Genomic DNA, 22,146 nt, shown 5'->3' with positions numbered 1-22,146 from the left:
TGCCGGATCCCATGACCAGATCAGATGGAACCGGAGATGTGATGCCTGCTGCAATCAAGGTATGGACACGTATGCTTATCCTGTCGAGAAGGGCTTGATTGGTTGGTCCAAGGTTCGACCCGCCCGATGCCATGGGGTTATACGGAAAACCCGGGGTTGACGACGGTCTGGGCCAAAAATAACCCTGACCGGTGAACGGCTGTCCTATAAGTTCAGAACCTGCCGGTGTGCCGTCGGGTTTATAGATGATGCTCCCTGATGCCTGTTTCGGAAAAATGAACTGTGCAAGGGCTGTAACCACCGCCGGATAAATCACGCCGGTCAGGATCGTCATGGCTATGAACACCTTGATGCCGGTTTTAATTTCTTTTTTTATCATAGTAACCTCGCTTTCCTACAGAAACAGATGGATCAGCATATCGATCAGCTTAATGCCGATGAACGGTGTTATAAGCCCGCCAAGCCCGTACACGAACAGGTTGTACAGCAAAAGCCTCTCTGCGGGCATGGGCCTGTACCGGGTGCCTTTCAACGCAAGAGGTATGAGGAACGGTATGATGAGTGCGTTGAAGATAACGGCTGACAGGATGGCACTGTAAGGGCTGGCAAGGTGCATGATGTTTAGCACCTGCAGCTGCGGGTAGATCGGCGCAAAGGCGGCTGGTATGATGGCGAAGTACTTCGCGACATCATTGGAGATGCTGAATGTCGTGAGTGTTCCGCGAGTCATCAGGATCTGCTTGCCTATCTCCACGATGTCCAGGAGCTTGGTCGGATTACTGTCAAGGTCTATGATGTTTGCTGCTTCCCTCGCGGGCTGTGTCCCAGTATTCATCGCGACCGCGACGTCCGCCTGTGCGAGTGCGGGCGCATCGTTGGTCCCGTCACCGGTCATTGCCACCATGTACCCCTGTTCCTGGTTCTCGCGTATAAGCCGCAGCTTGTCCTCTGGTCTGGCCTGCGCGAGGAAATCGTCCACACGTGCCTCTGCTGCGATTGCAGCGGCCGTCAGCTGGTTGTCACCCGTGATCATAACTGTCCTGATGCCGATGCTCCGGAGCTGCTGGAAACGTTCCTGAATGCCGCCTTTGAGAATGTCCTTGAGATGGATTACCCCGAGGACATCCATGCCCTTGCTCACGACAAGGGGTGTGCCCCCTGATTGGGCAATGTCCTTTACATGCCGGTCAAGATCATCCGGGATAACACCCTTGCTTTCCTTGATGTAATCCACGATTGAGTCCGCGGCCCCCTTGCGGTAAGCGTTGCCGTCGATGTCGACGCCGCTCATCCTTGTAACCGCACTGAACGGGATCGTGACCGCGCTGTGAGGCAATTCCATGACCCTGAGGCCGTACTTCTGTTTGGCTAGCACGGTGATGCTTCTTCCTTCCGGTGTTTCGTCCGCAAGCGATGCCATGAGCGCTGCCTCTGCAAGCTCTTTATCCGAACGGCCGGATACCGGTATGAATGCAACCGCCTCCCGGTTGCCGAGTGTTATGGTGCCCGTCTTGTCCAGCAGCAGCACATTAACGTCCCCTGCCGCCTCGATAGCCCTGCCGGATAGTGCTATGACATTTTTCTGGAAAAGCCTGTCCATGCCTGCGATACCTATTGCAGGCAAGAGTGCCGCTATTGTTGTGGGGATCAGGCACACAAACAGTGCCACAAGTGCCGTGAGTGTCACCGGCGTGCCGCGGCCCATGGCATGGATGCTGTACAGGGACAGCGGTTTCAAATTAATCACGACGAAAAAGAACACCGTGGTCAGTGCAATGAGAAGGACTTCCAGCGCAATCTCATTCGGCGTCTTGCGCCGTTTGGCGCCTTCAACGAGGGATATCATTCTGTCGATGAACGTTTCTCCGGGGTCGGACGTTACCCGCACGACAATACTGTTTGCAATGACCTCGGTACCGCCGGTCACTGCGCTGCGGTCACCTCCGGATTCGCGTACGACGGGTGCGGACTCTCCGGTAATGGCTGCCTCGTTTACCAGCGCAGCACCAGCAACAACCTCACCGTCACTGCCGATGATGTCGTGCGCCTCGACGAGGATAAGGTCACCCTTATGCAGCTTGTCGGATGGCACAAGCTCGTATTCACCCTGAAGATCTGGTTTCTTCAGCTTTTTTGCCACGACCTCGGTGCGGGTCTTCCTCAGGCTTTCTGCTCGCGCTTTTCCCCTGCCTTCTGCCAGTGCCTCCGCGAAGTTTGAGAATATGACGGTCAGCCAGAGCCAGAGGGAAACAAGCCCTGTGAACCATGGAGGTTCTCCCCTGCCGGTAATCAGGGTGTTCATGAATACCACTGTTGTCATGGTACTTCCAATCTCCACGGCGAACATAACCGGATTTTTCCACAGCGTACGGGGATTGAGTTTCTTGAAAGAGTCTATTAAAGCTGACTTCATCAGTTCAGGGACAAATACACCCTTGTTTTTTTTCGCTGTTTTGCTCATGGCTACCTGCCTCCTGTCATCATCATGTGCTCTACGATCGGACCGAGCGACAGGGCGGGGAAAAAAGTAAGTGCCCCTACTATGATGATAACCGATACAAGCCAGAGTATAAATGTCAGTTGATCCGTCGGAAGTGTGCCGCGGCTTGGCGGTACGTACTTCTTTTTTGCCAGCGAACCTGCCATTGCAAGTGCGGCGATTGCAGGACCAAACCTCCCCATGATCATGGCAATAGATGTGGTTAAATTATAGAACAGTGTGTTTGCATTCAAGCCTGCAAATGCGCTCCCGTTATTGTTTGACGTGGACGCAAATGCATACAGCACCTCGGTGAGTCCGTGAGGCCCGGGGTTTCCCATGGCACTTACCCCTGCCCTTGTTATGAGTGCTATGGACGTGAATATCAGAACGAGAATGCCCGAGGTAAGCACAATAATGACGGACATCCACATCTCTGTTGCTTCGATCTTCTTCCCAAGATACTCCGGTATCCTGCCTATCATAAGGCCCGATATGAACACCGAGATAATGACAAAGGCAAGCATGGTATAAAGTCCGGACCCCACGCCGCCGAACACCTCTTCGCCGAGCAGCATAAGAGTCAAAGGTACCATGCCGCCAAGAGGCGTAAGAGAATCATGCATATTGTTGACAGCACCGCATGACGTGGATGTTGTTGCCACGGAAAAAAGGACAGAGCCGCCAAGTCCAAACCTGACATCTTTGCCCTCCATGTATGCACCCTGTACCCCAAGCCTCTGGACAAGGGGATTCCCGGTGTACTCGGCCCAGTACATCATACCGGTTGCAATAATAAAGACAGCCATCATAGCGGCGTAAATAGCCCAGCCCTGCCTTTTTTTACCTGCCATGCTCCCAAAGGTAATGGGCAGGGAAGCTGAGATAATCAGCAATGCAAGGATCTCAAGCACATTGGAAAGCGGTGTTGGGTTTTCGAATGGGTGAGCTGAGTTTGCATTGAAAAAGCCGCCGCCGTTTGTCCCAAGTTCCTTGATTGCCTCCTGTGTTGCAACAGGTCCCATGGGCAGGGTCTGATGTGTTACGGTCACTGTTTCCATAGCGGGTTTTCCTAGTACACCTGTTATCTGATTGCCCTTTGCATCAAGCTTTGGTTTTTCATAAGAATACGGTTCAAGTAATCTTACCTGTTTGTACGGACTAAAATTCTGGATCACCCCCTGAGAGACGAGTACAAGCGCAAAGAGAAAGGACAAAGGCAGGAGTATATACAATACGCCGCGTGTCATATCAACCCAGAAGTTGCCTATGGTGGCGGATTTCCTTCGTATGATCCCGCGTATCAGGGCAATGGCTATGGACATTCCAGCCGCTGCCGAGTAAAACTGATGTACCATCAGGGCGAACACCTGCGTAAAATAGCTCGCGGCAGATTCCCCGCTGTATGCCTGCCAGTTGGTATTGGTCAGAAAGCTGATGGCTGTGTTGAGTGCGAGGTCCCAGGAAAATCCCGGGAACCTTCCGGGGTTGAAGGGCAGATACCCTTGCAGCACAAGAATCAAAAACGTTACGGCAAATCCGATAGCGCTGAAGACAAGCAGTGATGCTGCATACTGTTTCCAGTCCATCTCTGCTTCAGCCTGTATACCGCAGACCCTGTAAAAGAGCCTTTCCACGGCACCGATTACTGGTGTCAGGAAGGTTCGCTCGCCCTGGTAAACCCTTGCCATATACCTGCCCAGCGGTCCTGCGAGCAGGGTAAGGATGACAAGGAATACAATGATCTGCAAAACATCAGCCGCTACATTGGCATGCATAATAAACCCCCAATATTTAAACATCTTAACATCTCTTCCTCCTTTTTGAGGGGCAAGAGCATAAACCCCGTTAGAAATCACGCCCATACGCCGAAGTTACACATGCGTACCTTACAGACGTGGTTTTAGATTCCTCTCTCCATAACGAAAATTTCTAACGGGGCAAAAAAAGACCGCGGGTAACGACGGTCTTGCACGCAATGCCAGTTGCCCTTTCAAATGCCTGCGAGGTTAGCTGACAGGCTCGGACTTGAAAGTGTCCTATCCTCGAAAAAGAGGAATGCGCCCCAAATTGGTTCCCCCGCACCCATTCTCTGAATGGGTTTCGGCCGCTATTTGCAGTAATAAATAATCATGTAAAAAGGATTGTCAAGTACGACGGTTGTCTTCCTGCTACATTTTTTGAAAGAAATAGGTCTAAATCCTTCATTTAGACAAATAGCACTTGAGCGGTCGTTTTGTTATAGATGCTGGCTTATAGATCAATCGCTCTTTCTTGCAAGAAATAATGTGTATAGGGCAACGGGAATTGCTATACCAAAAATTACTACAAGTGCAATGAACAGATGTGTATCATATATTATTACAGCAGAACCGTTTTTAAATGCATGGTTTGTACCTACGAATAAAAGCCTTTTTACATATACAAGTGAGATGGCGGACATTGCAAGCACTAAGGCAATTAGTATGGAAATATTCAGCTTTGATAGTGAAAGTTTTATCAATTTTGCAGAAACATAAAATCCAAGCACAATCATCACCGGATAACCAAGCAGTATTAATGTTTTAACCGGCATGGGGATATAAACGGCATTTATGAAATACATAAGGCTCCAATCAGAGTATGCCATTAACAGGTATATACCGGCAGGCATAAATATGAATAACTCATAGATCAAGGTAAGCATAAAAGAATAAGACCTCATTGGCTTAGCCGTCTTCTTTATAGTATCGGCACCGGCAATGGCAAACAACTGTCCGAGTGTGAAATTCATTAAAAGATCTAAAGGTACTGTTTTAATCACCTCTTTTCATAAAATTCTAAAAGTACGCCGTCTGTCGAAGATGGGTGCACAAAAAAAGCCTTGTTACCTTTGTAACCGATCACCGGTTTGGTGTCAATGATTTTTAAACCCGAGTTTGAGAGTGATTTTATAGTTTCTTCTATATTATCGATCTCAAAGCATATATGATGAAGTCCTTCGCCCCTTTTTTCTATAAACTTTGCTACACCGCCTGTATTGTTAATAGGCATCATAAGCTCTATCTCGGTATTATCAAGATTTATTACGGCTATCTCAATCCCTTCACTCTCAACAACATGCCTTGAGCCAAGCGATGCCCCGATCTTGTTATGATAAATAGAAACCGCCTGAGAAAGATCTTTAACAGCGATAGCGATGTGATTAAGTCTCATAACTCAACTCCTCTTTGAATGACTTTAAAATTAATTGTTCTACTTCGCTTTGAGAACCGAGCGTTATTGCCTTTTTTGCAATATTTTTTGATTTTTCCATATTGATCCTGGATATCAATCTTTTTATCCTTTGAATAGAAGTCTTATCCATACTTAATGCAGAGTATCCCATACCGAGTAAAAGTGGTATATAGAGCGGCGTATTGGCCATTTCTCCGCATATTTGTGCAGGTTTGCCATGATTTTCTGCGGCAGTAGCTATTGATGCGAGTATCCTTATTACGGCAGGATGAAGGGGCTGGTATAGATAAATAACATCATTGTCGGATCTGTCTGTGGCGAGGGTATACTGTATAAGATCATTAGTTCCGACGCTTGCAAAATCGAGTATGTCCAATAGTTCATTAATTATAATGGATGCAGCCGGTGTCTCTATAAGCGCACCTATTTTTACAGTACCGAGTTTGTATCCCTGTGAAATAAGATTGGATCTGGTGTCCTCTATTAATTGCTTTACTTCAATGGCTTCCTCTGTTGAAGTGATCATGGGCAAAAGTATACTGGTTTCGCCGAATTCGCTTGCCCTGAGTATTCCCCTGAGCTGGGTTTTTAAAAGTTCTTTTTCTTTAAGGCAAAGTCTTATTCCACGCAGCCCGAGTGCGGGATTTTGCGTTTTCTTATACTGTGTTGATAAGAGCTTATCTCCGCCTGTATCAAGCGTTCTTATTATTATAGTTGAACCGTGAAATAGTTTTACAATCGAGGAGTACTCGCTATAACTTTGATCTTCCGTGGGTAATTCTTTTTTACTTATATAAAGGTATTCTGTTCTAAACAATCCAATACCATCAGCCCCCTTATTTTTTGCATACTCTGCTTCTTCAGGAAACTCGATATTAGCCATAACCTTTATGGGTACATCATCAACCGTTTTTACGCCCATTTTAATGTCTTTTTGTATAGTGCTAACGGAAGGGATAGAAGCCGTTTTATACTTATAGAGGGTCTCTGATTCAGGGTCTATTATGAGTATGCCGTTATTCCCGTCCAGCAGCAACATGTCCCCGTCTTTTATTTTTTCCGAGAGATTTTTTATTCCTGCAACCGCGGGTATCCCGAGCGAACGGGCAATTATTGTAGTATGAGATGCAAGTCCGCCCAACTCAAGTGCGACAGCACGGATGTCTTCTTTCATCAGGAACGAAGAGTTTGACATTGCAAACTCTGTAATAACAAGGATGCCCGTCTCTTCAGGCTCGATTTTTCTTTCACGTTCCGTAAGATGTTTGAGAACACGCTGCCCTTCATGTATTATATCAAATTTTCTTTCTTTTAGATATTCGTCATCTATACCGTTAAAGGTCTTCTCGATCTCTACAAGTACCTCAGTTAAAGCCCACTCCGTGTTCATTCTACTATTTTTTATTTTGCTCACTATGTTTTCTATTAAACCTTTATCCTCAAGGATCAATATGTGTGTATCAAGTATAAGCTTTGCTTCTTTACCTATTTCGGTATTGATTTTATTTTTGAATGAGTTTAGTTCTTCCTTGGATTTTTCAATTGCAGAAATAAATCTGTTCACCTCATAGGGAATTCTGTCAGCCATTACGTGATATCTGGATATGGCGAAGTTATTTGCAATGGGAATTATCGCCTTACCAGTTGCCCATCCTGGGGAAACTCCGATACCTTTGAGGTAAGTGGTCACTTCTGCTCTCCAAATTTATTATTGATTATCTGTCCGAGTGTATTTATCGCCTCTTCTTCATGTTTGCCTGAGGCGATAATCCTTAGAACTGTGCCTTTACTTGCTGCAAGGGTTAATAATCCGAGTATACTTTTGCCGTTAGCGCTGTACCCATCCTTATAAACCGTGATCTCACAATCATAATTATTTGCAAGTTTCACAAACTGGGCTGCTGCCCTTGCATGGAATCCAAGCTCATTGAATATAGTAAAACTACCCTCTCTCATGGTCACCCTTTATTTAATACCTCTGTTGCAAGTATTACGTTCTTTTTACCATAATCTTTTATCAGATGTGCCAACCTTTTTAAAGGGATATTTCTATCACTGGAAACAAGCTTTATAAGCATGGGCAGATTAACGCCTGCAAGCACCTCAACTTTTCCTTCATCCAGGAATGAAAGGCTTATGTTCGACGGTGTGCCTCCAAACATATCTGTAAGAATGAGTACCCCATTACCTGTATTAACCTCATTTATGGCATTGGCAAGCTCTTCTCTCAAGACTTCTACAGACTGTTTTGGATCGGTCATAACGGATACTATATGTTCTATTTTTCCAATTATGAACTCTGTAGTATTTAGAAGCTCAGTGGCAAGCTGTCCATGCGCTACGATAACGATACCAATCATGCTTACCCCTTTTCAATATCTCTGTGTTTTACCACGGGTTTGTATCCAATGGATTCTATCATACCTCTTACCTCCTCTACAATGGTAACCGACCTGTGTCTTCCACCCGTGCAGCCGAAAGAAATTGTCAAATAGCCTTTTCCCTCCGACTCATAAAGCGGAATTGAAAATCCTACATACTGTCTTATAAGTTCTAAAAATTCTTTTGTGGTATTATTGTTTTTGATGTAGTCAATCACGGCATTATCTAACCCGGACAGTTTTTTAAGAGATTCCACAAAGTAAGGGTTTTGCAAAAATCTTATATCAAAGATGATATCTGAGTCTAAAGGTATTCCATACCTGTATCCAAAGGATTGTAAAACTATGGTCATTGATTTTTCTTTCGACATCTGCTTTATCAATAACCTTAATTCTCTTTTTAAATCATGTACCGTAAAATTGGATGTATCTATGATGTGATCCGCCTGGCTTTTTATCTCTTCAAGATATTTTCTTTCAAGAGCAAAACCATGCTCAATCGGAATGTCATGAGCAAGCGGATGTTTTCTTCTTGTTTCACTGTATCTCTTGAGCAAAACATTGTCCGAAGAGTCAAGGAAAATTATTGTAACTTTATTTGTTGATTTTAGTTTTATGATTTCGCTAACAAGGTCTGTAAAAAAGCCTCTGCCTCGTACATCAATTGAGAGTGCTGCATTTTTAATATCCTCTTTTGATGCCTCAATGAGTTCGATGGATTTTGGAATTAATTGTACGGGGATATTATCGATACAAAAAAAGCCTGCATCCTCCAATATGGCCATTGCGCTTGTTTTGCCTGAGCCGGACATCCCCGTTATTATAACGATGTTTAAATGCTGTTTATCCTGCATGTGCGTTATTGGTTCTTTTCAGTATCCTCTCTTCAAGCTCTTTTGTTTCTCTGTTACCGCTTTTTTTTAGGAGGAAACTTGTTACCGACACCTCTACGAGTGATGCCATGTCCCTGCCAGGACTTACCGGCAGTTTTATTAATGGAAGTTCTTTCCCGAGAAGCGTACGATATTGCTGTTTTAAAAATCCCCTTATCTCTTTATTCTTATACCGTTCCCAATCAACAAACTCTATAATCATTTTGATTTCTTTTTTATTAGCAAGTGCTTTCTCACCAAAATGAGATTTTATTTTGATTATACCCGGGCCATGCAATTCAAGGTAGCCCTTTATAAGGGGATCTGCGGCACCGTATAGCCCTCGATCGTCAAGAGATACAATGACCAGGTCATCTGCGATAAGTTTGTACTGGCGCATTAGGAGTTCGAGGGCACACTCACTTTTCCCTATACCACTTCTTCCTGTAATAAGTACACCAACGTTCTTTATTGATACAAGAACACCGTGGATACGGACGGTTTTAATGTTTTTATTTATAGCGTGCACCTGTTTCTATGAGTCCGTAGTTTCCATCATCTTTTTTGAATATCACATTCACTTTTTGTTCTTCCGCATCAAGATATACAAGGAATGACTCTTTTACAATATCTAATTGTAAAACGGCTTCCTCGGTTGTCATGGGTTTTATAAAATATTCTTTATCGGGAATGACAACGATATCACTCTCTTCTGAATTATCCTCTTCCTGTGCAATGTGTTTAATAGATCTTGAAGCATAGTGGTTTTTTTTCTTTTCTTTTAGTTTTGTAATTTGTTTGGAAAGTTTGTCATATATAATGTCTATTGCAGCGTACATGTCTATGCCCTCTTCCTTTGCATGCAATTCTGTACCGGGTGATGTTAACGTAAGTTCAACGGCATTATTTTTCTTTTCCTGTAAAAAGATGATATGTATTTCTACAGGCTCCTTTAGGTTTGAAGCTATCTTTTTGATCTTTTCCTCTGCATACTGCTTAACGGCGTCGGATGGTGGGATATGTCTGAAGGTTGCTTGAATGTTCATAACTGCCTCCTGTTTTTTTATTCTAATACTAAAATATGTCAAGCCTTGCCTGATTTCAACTGTTTTTTGGACTTCGTTGTTTAAAAGCTTGTATTACGGTAATTCATGGTATCATAAACCACTGCTGTTTTTATTCTCCTCACCGTTTCTATTATCGCTTCAAATTGTAAGTTGATATACAGACAAGAGACTTATTTGGTATTAACATAAGTAGTACTTGCCGCAAGACCGAAGATGTTTTTTAGATCTTCATCATTAAAACTCAAGCCTAGGCCAAGAAACCATGTTCTTGAATCTTTATTGGCTATGTCCGTCATACCACCCGAAAGGATAAAATACCGTAGTATCGATATGCTCATCATTGCCTTAAGTGTTGGATGTTGATTACTATTAAAGTTATACATCTCAAGGCTTAGCCATGCCGGTTCATAAGGTGTATGAATATCGATTCCCACCCCACCGGTTGATTCTATTATCCCTCCCCTGAATGTAAAATACGATATCCTTTTTGCTATTTCTGCATTCAATTTTAATTGACTCGTAACATTTTGTGTTACCGTTTGTGTTTGCTGGACAGGACCATTATTAACCTGAGTGTAGGTATAATTTGTAGATTTTGAAACATATCCGGCTGGATCATCAACTATACCGAGTAAAAAATATTTATCAGGTGTGGGCTGCAGTCTCAGGTTAAGATAACTTTTGAAATTTTTAAACTGGAATTGGTATTCTCCTCTATAGTCTATAATGGTCTGAAATCTTGATGTACCGCCTACCATATTGTTTATACCTCTTATGGCATGTGATACCTGTTCGGCAGTTTTTTTATCAGTAAGAAGTTTACCAATGGCTCCCTTACCTTCTCTAACATCCTGAGTAATAACTTCAAGATTTCCAAGCGTTTTATCAAGCTTTTCACTAGCCTTACTTATGCGATCTATTAGGGTGTTAACGTTGCCTTTGTTTTTAGCTATAATTTCATGGAGATCCCCTGAAACCAGCTTTAGATTACTAAGGATGTCGGGTCCCTGGTCCCGTAAGTTGTCTGTAAATGTATTTAATGATACGAGCGTTCTATTTAAATTTTTATCCGTTGTCACAACCAGATGATTCATATGTGCAAGGGTTTTATTAAGATTATCAACTATCTCCTGAAGGTTTTTCTCTCCATTATTACCGCCAAATACATCTTTTAAGCTGTGTGTGACAGACTCAAGATTGAATGCTATATTATTAAGTTTATTCAGAACCTCTTCAAAATCAGGCGGTGACTCTGTAAAATAGATGGTACCTCCGGGTCGTAATGGCTCTGCTGTTTGTTTGCCTGGAACTATTTCTATATACCGCTCACCGAGCAGTCCTTTTGTCCTTATTATAGCCTGTGCGTTTTCCTCTATTTTAACACCGGGTTCTATTCTTAATGTAATAAGTGCTTTATCATCCTTTAATTTTATATCATCCACGTATCCTATTTTTATGCCTGCAAGGAACACACCGGTCTTTGTATTAATTCCCTGTGCATTATGAAATTCCGCTTTTAACTCATACCCCTCTGTTCTTCCAAAAATAGAGCCGCTGCTTATCCGGAATGTAATCCATAACAGGATCAAAAGCACTGCTAAAGTAAATATCCCAACCTTTATATCTGTAGGCATACCTTTATTCATATTAAACCTCTACCTGTAAGGGTCCTTCTGCTCTTCTTTCAAGGAACTGTCTGACAATAGGGTTTTCAGTATTCTTAAAATCATCAGGACTACCGTACAAAACAACTTTGCCTTTGTAAAGCATTGCAATCCTGTGAGCTATTTTAAATGTGCCCTGTATATCATGGCTTATAACAATACTCGTTACCCCGAGGTGCTTTTGTGTGTCTACAATAAGGTTATCTATTGTATCACTCATAACAGGATCAAGCCCTGTTGTAGGTTCGTCAAAGATAAGCATCTTTGGATCAAGTGCAATTGCCCTTGCAAGACCCACACGTTTCTTCATGCCGCCGCTCAGTTCTGAAGGATAAAGTTGTTCAACCCCTTTAAGCCCCACTATTGCGAGTTTTTCTTCTACCTTTTTATCGATCTCTTTTTTTGACAATTTGGTATGTTCTATCAGAGGAAAGGCTACATTCTCACCCGTTGTCATTGAATCAAAGAGTGCAGCATTCTGAAACAAAACACCGAAATTCTTTATAATATTAGAAAACTCCTTGCCTTTCATATTTGTAAATTCTACCCCGTCTATAAGTATTTGTCCGTCATCGGGCTTTAGTAAACCAATAATGTGTTTTATAAGGACACTTTTACCACAGCCTGTTTGTCCTATTATAACGGTGGTTTTACCATCTTCTATCGTAAGATCGATTCCATCAAGAACTATATGTGAACCGAACGATTTCTTTAATGATTTGATATCTATCTTCATATCTTAAAATAAAAGTGCTGTTAAAATATAATCCGCGATCAGTATCGAAACAGAAGAAATTACAACCGCCTGTGTGGCCGCCTTGCCGACGCCTTCTGCGCCTTTTCCCGCGTAATAGCCTTTGTAGCATCCAACAGTCGCAATGATGGCGCCAAACACTGCTGCCTTTAAAAGTCCCACATAAATGTCTTTTATATCTAACATATAGATAGTACTATTAATAAAACTCTCGCCGTTCAGTTTTAAAAGAGCAGTAGCCATAAAATAACTGCCCAGTATCCCTATAAAATCAAACAAAACCGTAAGCATCGGTAACATGATTATTGAAGAGATAACCCTTGGAGATATAAGGTATTGAGCAGGATTTATGTTCATCGTGTAAAGTGCATCTATCTGTTCTGTAACCTTCATTGTGCCAAGTTCGGCAGCCATAGCAGAGCCAACCCTGCCTGTGACCATTAAGGCGGTTAATACAGGACCAAGCTCTCTTGCGAGTGACAATGCAACAGACGGGCCGATGAGGTTTTCTGCACCGAACAGTTTAAACGCATAGGAGGTTTGTAATGCAAAAACCATGCCTGTGAATAAACCAGTTAATAAAACAATAAAACTTGACTGCACACCTATGAATTCCATTTGTTTGAGATACAACTTTTGTCTGATGGGAGGGACGAACAGTAAAACCACTGCCTCACCAAAGGTGACGGTCATACCGCCAAGCTCTTCCAGTAATAATTGTACCTTTTCTCCGGTATATTTAAAAATATTGAAAGGATTAATAGTCATAGATTTTATGCATAACGATATATTATAAACTAAAGTTCATTTTGTAAAGATAAACAGAACCTCTATCAACTCTTGTATTGTTTCCTGATGTGTGAGCCGAGGGCGCATAATATCTCATAGCTTATCGTTGAACAGCTTTCGGCTATATCTTCTGCAGTGATGCTCACACCCTTGTCCTTACCCATTACTAATACCCTATCATAGATCTTTGCTTTAATATCATCAAGCTTTACCATTGTATGGTTCATTGTAACAACACCGGATGTATAAGCCTTTTTTCCATTGATCCCTACCCATCCTTTGTTAGAGAGCATTCTGTTGTATCCATCTGCATATCCGATCGGCAAAACGCCGATACGCGTATCATGCCTTAGCCTGGCTGTCCTGCCGTAGCTTATATAAGTGCCTTTTTTTAACATCTTGACAGATATCAAACTTGTGAAAACTGACATTGCAGGAGTAAGATTTTTATCTCCATAACCGTAAAGCCCTATTCCAACCCTTACCATATCAAATTGGGACTCAGGATAAGCTATAAGAGCACCCGTATTTGCTATATGCCCTGTAATATTTTGGTGCCCCGGTATCCCCTTTAGCCATTTGTATAAATTCCCGAATCTATTTATTTGCATCCTTGAATAAGATGGGGAGTTCAAGGCGTCTGAAAGGTGTGATGCAATACCGGTAATATTTATATTTGAAGTATGTGCCAGTATCTTCTCGATCTCTCCTTTGTCTGATTCTAAAAAACCAAGTCTGCCCATGCCTGTATCAAACTTTAGATGAACTGCTGTATGTTTCCTTAATTTTGCCGCTGTTTTATTAAGAGATTTTATCTGCTCCGTATTATATACAAAAGGGATCAGATTGTTTTTTATAACTGCCTCCTCTTCGCCTTTTTGAAAACCCGATAAAACATAAATAGGCAAATATATACCTGCTTTTCTCAGTTTTATCCCTTCGTTGACAAAGGCAATGCCCAATGTATTTATTCCTGCATCTTCAAGTGCATGCGATACTTCAATAATCCCATGGCCATAGGCATCAGATTTAACGACACCCATAACCGGTGTCTCCGGATTAAGTAAATGTTTTATAGTGGATAGATTTTGTTTGATCGCTTTGAGTGATACTATAGCATAAGTGTATGAATTATTCATAAAAATAACTCCATTTCACCTTATCTTTAACCATTTCAGGGGATTCAGCGTATTCTCTCCGTGACGTATCTCAAAGTATAGGGTTTTCCCTGAACTAAGTCCTGTATCCCCGACATTACCTATCACATCACCTGCTTTGACACTTTCCCCGACCTTCATGTCTATTTTATCAACATGTGAATATATGGTAAAATACCTATCTCCGTGATCAACAATAATTGTATTTCCATATCCTCTAAGCCATTCTGCCCATACTATCTTACCGGGATATACGACTTTTATATTAGAATCTTTTGTAACTTTAAATAGGATACCTTTAATTGACATTTCATTTAATAACCTGTCTCTAAAACTTTGTAATATCTTTCCATTAACAGGTAATGGCAGCCTGCCTTTCATTGCAGCAAAACCCGATATGCTGCCCGAAGACGGTTCAAGCGATTTTAATGCTTTTTTAAGCGTATCTGCTGATTTTTCAAGTTCTCTTAATATTCTTTTTTCAATTGCAGTATTGTGATTGATAAGTGCGAGTAAATGAGCCTTATCGTTGTGTGTTTGCAAAAGCCGGTCCTTGTGTTTACTTAAATTATCCTTTAATTTCCCAAGCTGTAATGACTGATCCGTGTATGTCTTCTTAGCTTCTGCTAACGAATCCAGTTCTGAAAGATAAGTATTAACCTCTTTTTCATCCTGCCTTATTATGCAATTCATCAGTGTATATCTTTTCTCCATATCCGATACAGAATCGGCGGCGAGTAAAACAGAGAGATAGCCCGATTGTTTTAATTTAAAAATCGTAACAAGCCTTTTGTCTATAACTGCCCTTTTAATGGTTATACTGTTATTCAGTGAAGTGATTCTTGTTTTGGTATCTGCAAGTTTATCGGACAGTTGTGCCTTTTGTGTTGTTATATCGTTGATCTGGGTATTTATATTAGTTATGGTTTTATCCAGATTATCAAGCTCACTCAGAATTGTTGATGCCTTTTGTCTTGATAAAAGGATAGATTCTTTTTTTAATTCTATATTTTTTTTAACCCTCTCAAGTCTTCCCTTTACATATTCACTGCTGTTCTTAGAAGTGTGCTTGCAGTAAGCATACGATGGAATAAAATAAACAACAGTAAAGATAAACAGTACGAGGAAGCCGTACTTTGTGTGACTTTGTCTTATTGGGCTATACAAGGTTATTTAAATAGCATTATCTCCTGTTTCCCCAGTTCTTATCCTTACAGCTTCTTCTACAGGGGTAACAAAGATTTTACCGTCGCCTATTTTTCCTGTTTTAGCGCCGTTCTTTATTGCTTCCACAACCTTTTGGACAATTCCCTCAGGGACAACGACTTCAAGTTTTATTTTTGGTAAGAAGTCTACGACGTACTCTGCTCCCCGATAAAGATCCGTATGCCCTTTTTGTCTGCCAAAACCTTTTACCTCAATCACCGTAAGTCCCTGTATACCGATTTCGCCAAGCGCTTCCTTAACTTCGTCAAGTTTGAACGGTTTTATTATAGCCTCTACTTTTTTTAACATAATTCACCTCTTTCAATGGTTATTGATATATTGACCATATTTAAAAAAAGATCAAGCATAAGAGAATAGTTATGAATATTTATAATCGTAACATTGTAAAAGCCGTTGGCAGGGCAATAGGTGATTTTGATCTGATACACGAAGGGGATAAAATACTTGTTGCCGTATCAGGCGGCAAAGATAGCTATACGCTGCTCGACGCGCTTGAAAAGTTGAGGCACAGATCCCCGGTTAAATATGATTTAACAGCTGTTCATATCGATACTGGCGCACCAGGAATGAGGAGCGACCTTGTTGAACAATTCCTTAAGTCGCACAGCTATGATTACATTATCGAACGTACGGAGATCATGCGGATATCGGTAGAATATAACAAAGAAGACAAACTCTTGTGCTCCTTATGCTCAAGATTGAGGAGAGGGTACCTCTACAGCCTATCACAAAAGCATGGGTTCAATAAAATAGCGCTCGGACACAATATGGATGATCTCATAGAGACACTATTTTTAAATATTTTTTTTACAGGTCAGATTAAGGCTATGCCGGCTATAAGCCGTTCCGGTAACTACAAGGTTACGGTTATAAGACCGCTTATTTATGTAAAAGCTAAAGATGCACTTAAATATGCTGTATCACTTGAGGCACCTTTGATCGATCCCGAATGTCCTGTATCGATGTCGGGTAGGCTTGAGAATAGAAGGAAGATCAGGAATTTGATATCAAACCTTGAAAAGGAATACCCGTATATAAAGAATACGATCTTCGCATCTCTAAAGCATGTAAATAAAGACTATCTTCTTGATAAACGATTATTTAATGATAATATAGCAAAGGAGTAGGTATGAAAATAAAAAAGGCAATAATACCGGCAGCAGGCTATGGAACCAGGTTCCTGCCTGTAACAAAAGCAGTGCCCAAAGAGCTTTTACCCATAGTGGATAAACCCATGATCCAGTATATAGTGGAGGAGGCGAAGGCTTCCGGAATAGAGCTTGTGATACTTATTGTTAATCACGGGAAAGAGGCTATAGAGGATCATTTTGATATAAATTATGAACTTGAAGACACTTTAAGAAAGAAGGGTAATCAAGAACTTATTAGCTCAGTGGATGGTCTGTCTAATCTTATAAAGATTGTGTCTATAAGACAAAAAAAACCGATGGGCCTCGGGCATGCTGTTTTGCAGGCAAAAGAAATTATTGGAAATGAACCGTTTGCCGTTATACTCGGAGATGATATAATAGACGCACAAAAACCATGCCTTTTGCAGATGGTCGAGGTTTATAATAAATATTCAAAGCCTGTTATCGCGATTCAAAGGGTGGCGAGAGAAGATATTCAAAGGTATGGGATAATAAAAGGCAAGGAGGTTGAAAAAAGGATATATATGCTCGATGATGTGATAGAAAAGCCTTTACCAGAAAAAGCCCCTTCCGACCTTGCTATAATAGGGAGATACATACTTACACCCGAGATTTTTCCGATCCTTGAAAACATACAGCCGGGTGCGGACGGAGAAATCCAGCTTACCGATGGACTAAAGGTATTGCTAAAAGGGCAAGGTATGATGGGATACCAGTTTGAAGGATATAGATACGATGGCGGTGATAAGTTTGGATTTTTGCTTGCGAATATTGCCTATGCAATGAAAAGAAAGGAGCTCAGAGAGAAGCTGCAACAATATCTGAGGGCTTTTTAATATGAAAAAAAATCTATTCCTATTATTTACATTAATCTCGGTGTTTTGTTTAACGGCATTTATTATACCCGGATTTAAAATGGCGGACATTATGAAGGCTAACCCTGATTATAAGGCTTTAATTCTTTATGGTAAGACATATCTAAACATCGGTAATAGCTATTCGGCGCAGCCTGTAAATACAAGGGTTATTATTACCCCATCCGGCTATGTGAGGCAGGATTATAACTTCCCAAAGGCTGTTGTAACAATCATAAACGGTGATTCAAAACCAATAATCCTCGTGAATAATGTTCTCCTAAATCAAACCCCTGCTGTTTTTTCAACAAACGATCTCTTTGCCTCGATTTTAAGGCTTTATTTATCAAAAAACCCTTTGTACGTTTTTAACAAAATGCATATTGATACTGCAAAGGTTGCTTATGGGCTTGCAAACAACCGTGCAGCTTATATTATTGGCAGCGATTCAATTCAGCTTTTTATAGATAATGAATTAACAGTGCCTATAATGTACAGGATAAAAAATGACAGCAATTATACAGAAGCAGCCGTTGTATCTTATCTAAGATCCGCATTTATAACGGATACTGTATCTCAGCTTCCCGAACCAGGAGAATTCTCCAATAAGGGTTATGCGGAGAAAACAATGACATTCCCTGACAATGTAGAGCTTTACTCTTCCAATACGCTTTTGCAAAAATGGGATTTTACACAAGCCGTATTATTGACAAACGACAAACCGATCCAAGAATTGATCTTATCATCCCGGGAGATCAAGAAATTAAAGATTTATAGCCCTGCATTATCACCATTTATATTATACTGATGCTTATAATGCCGTTGACTATACAGAAACAAATGCGTAGGTTTTGAAAAATGGATATAAAAAACAAACCGCTAAAACTATCGATCTATTCATTCATATTGTTAGCATGGGCCGGAAGCCTGTTATATTTGTTTTCGTGGAATCATATTCCACATTTTACCAATTCAAAGGCTTTTTCATCAATTAAAAAAACAGGATTATCGCCCATTTCACAGTGGATGGGACTTTATATAGGGAACAAGAAGATAGGATATGAATATCAGCAGGTTGTTCCGCAAAAAAACGGATTTGTATTCAGGGAAAGAATGTTTATGAGAATAATGCTTATGGGACATGAGAAAACCATTACAACCATTGTCGATTCTGCAACCGATAAAGATTATTTTTTAAGGCACATCAGTTTTTCACTTAAAACGTCAGGCATGGAAATGGCAGCAGATGGTACAGTTAATGGTAATATTCTTTTAATAAACCTGCATGGAATCGGAGGAAACACGCAGGAAAGGTATACTTTAAAAAAGCCTGTTTTAAGTTCAGATGGTATCATCCTTAAGATAGTCAAAGACGGCTTCAGCAGGAGTGAATATAATTTTCATATCTTTGATCCAACCGTGCAGCAGGAACTGCCTGTTAATGTAAGGATTCTAGGCAAGGCAGTGAAAACCATTTTAAACAACCCCGTTGATACATACAAACTGGAAGTAACAATAAAAGATATGAAAGAAACGATGTTTATAACACCGCAAGGTGAAACGGTAGAGGAAATAAGCCCGCTTGGCTTTCGCGCAGTGCTCGAGCCAAAATATATGGCATTAACAAAGGGATGGGGTGGCGAGAATGTGGACCTTATTTCAGCAACAGCCATTAAAGCCCAGGGTTTAACCGTAACATATCCTGCTCAAGTAACACACATGTATGCTTATATGTCCGGTCTGTCGAAAGACGAATTTTTGCCATCAATAGGTTTTCAAACAGTGCAATCCAGACTTGTAGATATATCTGCAACTACGCATATCGGAACCTATAAATTACCATATCGCATTACAAAAAACAGTCCTTTATCAATCAATGATGCGCTTAATTCAAACTCAATAATCAATGCCGATAATCCGGATATTATTGCATTAGCAAAATCGATTCTTCATGGAGAAACGGATGCAAAAAAGGCTGTTGAGTTGATCAACCGATGGGTTTATACACATGTAAAGGATAATTTTACAGTCATGATACCAAGATCTATAGACCTGCTTAAGAAACCGGAAGGTGATTGCAAGGCGCATACAATACTATTTACTGCACTTGCCAGAGCTGCCGGCGTTCCGACAAAAATGGCCATGGGTATCGTGCTTATGAATGACGGCTATTTTTATTATCATGCATGGCCGCTTGTTTATTTAGATGGATGGGTGCCTGTTGATCCAACCCTTGGCGAATTTCCTGCCGATGCAACACACATAATACTTGCCACTGGCAATCTCACGAACTGGATGGACATACTTGGTGTTGTTGGTAGACTGCAGATTGATGTTATGAAGATACAAACCAACCAATAGAAGTGCACTTTTGAATTTTTAATGACAAAATTTCAACTAAAAAGCTCTCCTGATGAATGCATAAAAATATGTAATATATGATTATAGTATTTTTAGTAAAAACGGATGGAAACCAGCGTTATAGCGGATTCAAATCCTACAATGATATTCAGTATGTTTTTTTCAACATTGTTGGTTATGTAAAAACGTATAAATCCATTAACCCGAAAAAACTATAAGGATATCTCCTTATTCGCTCGGGGTACCCATGCGTGGCATTGGTCGTGCGATCCGCCTGATATCTATACACTTCCATATAAAAACGAGGTTTAAGTCCTATGTATATATGTTATTACCCAGCCATCATTATTTTTAAAATAGCGTATATTATATAGTAAACTCCGTTAGGAGTTCCTCAATCAGAGGCGGGATATTTCATGGAGCAAATAGTTATAAGCCGCCTAACTTCTAACGGAGTAAATGGTAACGATAGTCCAAGCTGTCAATGCGGAGAGTAAAGAAAAGAGAAGTTCTATCAGTATGATAGGGCTTATCTTAGGACCTTTTCATTACTCAGGTTGTGTGATGAAAATGATATGAAAAGAAATATTAAATTAAACATAGTAATAAGATTAATCTTTATCAGTTTTATAACCGGTACAGCCAATACTGCCAATAGCAAAATCATACTACATGGACACTACTTAAAAATTCATACGGCCATTGGGACAATTTCCACACCAACCACTATCGAAGGCTGCTTTTGTACTACTACCTCAATAGATTATGCAGTGCTGAGATATGCCCCGCATGTTCCTTACTGCAATAGGTATGCCACTATGCACGAAAAAAACGAAATCGCCGGAATCTATAGTATCACCCCCCAGCAATACAAACATTACGAAATCCGGGGTTGGCACGAGTAAGTACGATACAAGCATTTCTGGTATTGCTATTCCAGTTGGTCTTGGGTGTGAATTCTTTCCATTTGAGAGTGTAAAGCATTTAGGATTCAATATTGATCTGATGGTGCCAGGGATTGAATATGCAGGTGTGAATGTGCATGGATCTTTGTCTTCACAAGCCACCTCGCCGCCTGATCAGGCTTACACCCTTTGGGTTTATTGTAGACTGTGTATTCCCAGTTATAGGAACACATTACTATTTTTAGCCCAAAAAATGCATTTAACAAAAATGACAGCAATCCCATTTTTTTATTGACAAGAGATAAAATTATAATTTATGAGAGTTAGCTATGTATATGGAAAGGTACAGTTTTATAAATATAGCAATATACTCGGTAATCGCTGTAGGCTTTGCGGTAGTTACACTGTTACTTTCTGCTCTTATTGGACCAAAGGTAAAAAGCAAAGAAAAACTCTCGCCCTATGAATGCGGGGTAGAGCCTGTCGGCGATGCACGAACGAGCTTTCCTGTAAGATATTATGTTATTGCGCTGATGTTTCTTGTTTTTGATGTTGAGGTGATCTTTCTTTATCCATGGGCAGTTATATCAAGGCCGATGGGTATCTTCGGCATGGCAGAGATGGGGTTTTTTATCCTTATAGTTCTTGTAGGTTTTGTGTATGCATGGAAAAAGGGTGCATTTGAATGGGATTAGAAGAAAAACTCGGTGATAATGTATTTACAACAAAACTTGACGAGTTTGTAAACTGGTCAAGGAAAAATTCATTATGGCCCATGCCTTTCGGTACAGCATGCTGTGCAATAGAATTTATGGCACTTGTAGGGACAAGATACGATCTCGCGAGGTTTGGTGCTGAGGCAATGAGGTTTTCACCTAGACAATCGGATCTGCTTTTTGTGGCAGGAACAGTAACAAATAAAATGGCTCCTGTTCTAAAGAAAATATATGATCAGATGGCAGAACCAAAATGGGTTTTATCAATGGGATCATGCGCAACAGCAGGCGGAATATACGACACGTACTCTGTGCTTCAGGGGATTGATAAGATCATACCGGTTGATATTTATGTTACAGGATGTCCACCAAGACCAGAGGCACTTGTCGATGCTGTTATGAGGTTGCAAGAACTTATAAAAAAAGAGAGCGTGGTAAGACCAAGAAAGTCAATAACCATAAGATAGTATGGATAATATAATAGACGAGATAAAAAATAGATTCGTAGATAAAATATTAAATATTGAACTTGGATTTAGACCAAGGGCGGTAA

General features: G+C 41.0%; 24 protein-coding genes and 1 riboswitch. Of the genes, 6 read left to right on the top strand and 18 right to left on the bottom strand.

Translation table 11 applies throughout. The features are described 5' to 3' along the window. From M1381_01350 to M1381_01270, 17 genes are all read right to left on the bottom strand, one after another. The coding region (locus tag M1381_01350) for a potassium-transporting ATPase subunit C (GenBank protein ID MCL4477735.1) at positions 1-379 on the bottom strand (379 nt) is incomplete at its 3' end. 15 nt (positions 380-394) lie between these two features. Next, positions 395-2,461, bottom strand: a complete 2,067-nt coding sequence (gene kdpB, locus M1381_01345; protein ID MCL4477734.1) for a potassium-transporting ATPase subunit KdpB — start codon at positions 2,459-2,461, stop codon at positions 395-397. Positions 2,462-2,463: 2 nt separating this feature from the next. Then, the gene (gene kdpA / locus M1381_01340; protein ID MCL4477733.1) at positions 2,464-4,257 is read right to left on the bottom strand and encodes a potassium-transporting ATPase subunit KdpA; all 1,794 of its coding nucleotides are present in this window, start codon (positions 4,255-4,257) and stop codon (positions 2,464-2,466) included. A 205-nt stretch (positions 4,258-4,462) separates the two neighbouring features. Continuing rightward, positions 4,463-4,598, bottom strand: a riboswitch (cyclic di-AMP (ydaO/yuaA leader). 141 nt (positions 4,599-4,739) lie between these two features. After that, a complete protein-coding gene (locus M1381_01335) occupies positions 4,740-5,282 on the bottom strand; it encodes a hypothetical protein (protein MCL4477732.1) in 543 nt (180 codons plus the stop codon). Beyond that, positions 5,279-5,674: a methylmalonyl-CoA epimerase gene (mce, locus tag M1381_01330; GenBank protein MCL4477731.1), complete on the bottom strand. Its 396-nt coding sequence runs from the start codon at positions 5,672-5,674 to the stop codon at positions 5,279-5,281. Before mce ends, M1381_01335 begins: the two co-directional genes overlap by 4 nt. Next, the gene (gene ptsP, locus M1381_01325) at positions 5,664-7,385 is read right to left on the bottom strand and encodes a phosphoenolpyruvate--protein phosphotransferase (GenBank protein MCL4477730.1); all 1,722 of its coding nucleotides are present in this window, start codon (positions 7,383-7,385) and stop codon (positions 5,664-5,666) included. Before ptsP ends, mce begins: the two co-directional genes overlap by 11 nt. Further along, positions 7,382-7,651, bottom strand: a complete 270-nt coding sequence (locus M1381_01320) for an HPr family phosphocarrier protein (protein MCL4477729.1) — start codon at positions 7,649-7,651, stop codon at positions 7,382-7,384. The genes ptsP and M1381_01320 overlap by 4 nt, the downstream gene beginning before the upstream one ends. Positions 7,652-7,653: 2 nt before the next feature. Further along, positions 7,654-8,055 carry a hypothetical protein gene (locus tag M1381_01315; GenBank protein MCL4477728.1) on the bottom strand — a complete coding sequence of 134 codons (402 nt, stop codon included), beginning with the start codon at positions 8,053-8,055 and terminating at the stop codon, positions 7,654-7,656. A gap of 2 nt (positions 8,056-8,057) precedes the next feature. Beyond that, positions 8,058-8,930: an RNase adapter RapZ gene (gene rapZ, locus M1381_01310; GenBank protein MCL4477727.1), complete on the bottom strand. Its 873-nt coding sequence runs from the start codon at positions 8,928-8,930 to the stop codon at positions 8,058-8,060. Continuing rightward, positions 8,920-9,477 carry a hypothetical protein gene (locus M1381_01305; GenBank protein MCL4477726.1) on the bottom strand — a complete coding sequence of 186 codons (558 nt, stop codon included), beginning with the start codon at positions 9,475-9,477 and terminating at the stop codon, positions 8,920-8,922. The genes rapZ and M1381_01305 overlap by 11 nt, the downstream gene beginning before the upstream one ends. Continuing rightward, a complete protein-coding gene (raiA, locus tag M1381_01300) occupies positions 9,461-9,994 on the bottom strand; it encodes a ribosome-associated translation inhibitor RaiA (GenBank protein MCL4477725.1) in 534 nt (177 codons plus the stop codon). Before raiA ends, M1381_01305 begins: the two co-directional genes overlap by 17 nt. Positions 9,995-10,185: 191 nt before the next feature. Continuing rightward, a complete protein-coding gene (locus M1381_01295) occupies positions 10,186-11,661 on the bottom strand; it encodes an MCE family protein (GenBank protein ID MCL4477724.1) in 1,476 nt (491 codons plus the stop codon). A 1-nt stretch (position 11,662) separates the two neighbouring features. Beyond that, entirely contained in the window at positions 11,663-12,415 is a 753-nt protein-coding gene (locus M1381_01290; GenBank protein MCL4477723.1) for an ABC transporter ATP-binding protein, read from the bottom strand. A 3-nt stretch (positions 12,416-12,418) separates the two neighbouring features. Then, positions 12,419-13,201: an ABC transporter permease gene (locus tag M1381_01285; GenBank protein MCL4477722.1), complete on the bottom strand. Its 783-nt coding sequence runs from the start codon at positions 13,199-13,201 to the stop codon at positions 12,419-12,421. A 65-nt stretch (positions 13,202-13,266) separates the two neighbouring features. After that, positions 13,267-14,361 (bottom strand): alanine racemase, encoded by a 1,095-nt coding sequence (alr, locus tag M1381_01280; protein ID MCL4477721.1) that lies wholly within the window; start codon positions 14,359-14,361, stop codon positions 13,267-13,269. A 15-nt stretch (positions 14,362-14,376) separates the two neighbouring features. Next, the gene (locus tag M1381_01275; GenBank protein ID MCL4477720.1) at positions 14,377-15,546 is read right to left on the bottom strand and encodes a peptidoglycan DD-metalloendopeptidase family protein; all 1,170 of its coding nucleotides are present in this window, start codon (positions 15,544-15,546) and stop codon (positions 14,377-14,379) included. A 6-nt stretch (positions 15,547-15,552) separates the two neighbouring features. Continuing rightward, entirely contained in the window at positions 15,553-15,894 is a 342-nt protein-coding gene (locus tag M1381_01270) for a P-II family nitrogen regulator (GenBank protein ID MCL4477719.1), read from the bottom strand. A 71-nt stretch (positions 15,895-15,965) separates the two neighbouring features. On the opposite strand from M1381_01270, the gene M1381_01265 reads away from it, so the two are divergent. Genes M1381_01265 through M1381_01250 form a run of 4 tightly spaced genes read left to right on the top strand, consistent with a single transcriptional unit; the run spans position 15,966 to position 19,972 of the window. Then, entirely contained in the window at positions 15,966-16,733 is a 768-nt protein-coding gene (locus M1381_01265; GenBank protein MCL4477718.1) for a tRNA 2-thiocytidine(32) synthetase TtcA, read from the top strand. Positions 16,734-16,735: 2 nt separating this feature from the next. Beyond that, the gene (gene galU, locus M1381_01260; protein MCL4477717.1) at positions 16,736-17,593 is read left to right on the top strand and encodes a UTP--glucose-1-phosphate uridylyltransferase GalU; all 858 of its coding nucleotides are present in this window, start codon (positions 16,736-16,738) and stop codon (positions 17,591-17,593) included. Between the two features lies 1 nt (position 17,594). Next, positions 17,595-18,419, top strand: coding sequence for a hypothetical protein (locus M1381_01255; protein ID MCL4477716.1), 825 nt, complete (start codon positions 17,595-17,597; stop codon positions 18,417-18,419). 50 nt (positions 18,420-18,469) lie between these two features. Continuing rightward, complete coding sequence (locus tag M1381_01250; protein ID MCL4477715.1) at positions 18,470-19,972, top strand: transglutaminase-like domain-containing protein; 1,503 nt, start codon at positions 18,470-18,472, stop codon at positions 19,970-19,972. A 755-nt stretch (positions 19,973-20,727) separates the two neighbouring features. Here the strand turns inward: M1381_01250 and M1381_01245 are convergent. Next, positions 20,728-21,039: a hypothetical protein gene (locus tag M1381_01245; protein ID MCL4477714.1), complete on the bottom strand. Its 312-nt coding sequence runs from the start codon at positions 21,037-21,039 to the stop codon at positions 20,728-20,730. A gap of 167 nt (positions 21,040-21,206) precedes the next feature. On the opposite strand from M1381_01245, the gene M1381_01240 reads away from it, so the two are divergent. Next, entirely contained in the window at positions 21,207-21,572 is a 366-nt protein-coding gene (locus M1381_01240; GenBank protein ID MCL4477713.1) for an NADH-quinone oxidoreductase subunit A, read from the top strand. Next, positions 21,563-22,060: an NADH-quinone oxidoreductase subunit B gene (locus M1381_01235; protein ID MCL4477712.1), complete on the top strand. Its 498-nt coding sequence runs from the start codon at positions 21,563-21,565 to the stop codon at positions 22,058-22,060. The genes M1381_01240 and M1381_01235 overlap by 10 nt, the downstream gene beginning before the upstream one ends. Positions 22,061-22,146 lie beyond the last annotated feature (86 nt).

This window comes from Deltaproteobacteria bacterium (assembly GCA_023382265.1).
In the GTDB taxonomy this organism is placed as follows: domain Bacteria; phylum JAMCPX01; class JAMCPX01; order JAMCPX01; family JAMCPX01; genus JAMCPX01.
The sequence above is the reverse complement of the archived record's forward strand: the minus strand, read 5'-3'. Positions and strand labels throughout refer to the sequence as shown.

Bases quoted from the DNA above. Each gene is read 5' to 3' on its own strand.
- kdpB (MCL4477734.1), bottom strand. From the start codon at position 2,461: ATGAGCAAAACAGCGAAAAAAAACAAGGGTGTATTTGTCCCTGAACTG.
- kdpA (MCL4477733.1), bottom strand. From the start codon at position 4,257: ATGCATGCCAATGTAGCGGCTGATGTTTTGCAGATCATTGTATTCCTT.
- mce (MCL4477731.1), bottom strand. From the start codon at position 5,674: ATGAGACTTAATCACATCGCTATCGCTGTTAAAGATCTTTCTCAGGCG.
- M1381_01320 (MCL4477729.1), bottom strand. From the start codon at position 7,651: ATGAGAGAGGGTAGTTTTACTATATTCAATGAGCTTGGATTCCATGCA.
- M1381_01315 (MCL4477728.1), bottom strand. From the start codon at position 8,055: ATGATTGGTATCGTTATCGTAGCGCATGGACAGCTTGCCACTGAGCTT.
- rapZ (MCL4477727.1), bottom strand. From the start codon at position 8,930: ATGCAGGATAAACAGCATTTAAACATCGTTATAATAACGGGGATGTCC.
- raiA (MCL4477725.1), bottom strand. From the start codon at position 9,994: ATGAACATTCAAGCAACCTTCAGACATATCCCACCATCCGACGCCGTT.
- M1381_01295 (MCL4477724.1), bottom strand. From the start codon at position 11,661: ATGAATAAAGGTATGCCTACAGATATAAAGGTTGGGATATTTACTTTA.
- M1381_01290 (MCL4477723.1), bottom strand. From the start codon at position 12,415: ATGAAGATAGATATCAAATCATTAAAGAAATCGTTCGGTTCACATATA.
- M1381_01285 (MCL4477722.1), bottom strand. From the start codon at position 13,201: ATGACTATTAATCCTTTCAATATTTTTAAATATACCGGAGAAAAGGTA.
- alr (MCL4477721.1), bottom strand. From the start codon at position 14,361: ATGAATAATTCATACACTTATGCTATAGTATCACTCAAAGCGATCAAA.
- M1381_01270 (MCL4477719.1), bottom strand. From the start codon at position 15,894: ATGTTAAAAAAAGTAGAGGCTATAATAAAACCGTTCAAACTTGACGAA.
- M1381_01265 (MCL4477718.1), top strand. From the start codon at position 15,966: ATGAATATTTATAATCGTAACATTGTAAAAGCCGTTGGCAGGGCAATA.
- galU (MCL4477717.1), top strand. From the start codon at position 16,736: ATGAAAATAAAAAAGGCAATAATACCGGCAGCAGGCTATGGAACCAGG.
- M1381_01255 (MCL4477716.1), top strand. From the start codon at position 17,595: ATGAAAAAAAATCTATTCCTATTATTTACATTAATCTCGGTGTTTTGT.
- M1381_01250 (MCL4477715.1), top strand. From the start codon at position 18,470: ATGGATATAAAAAACAAACCGCTAAAACTATCGATCTATTCATTCATA.
- M1381_01240 (MCL4477713.1), top strand. From the start codon at position 21,207: ATGTATATGGAAAGGTACAGTTTTATAAATATAGCAATATACTCGGTA.
- M1381_01235 (MCL4477712.1), top strand. From the start codon at position 21,563: ATGGGATTAGAAGAAAAACTCGGTGATAATGTATTTACAACAAAACTT.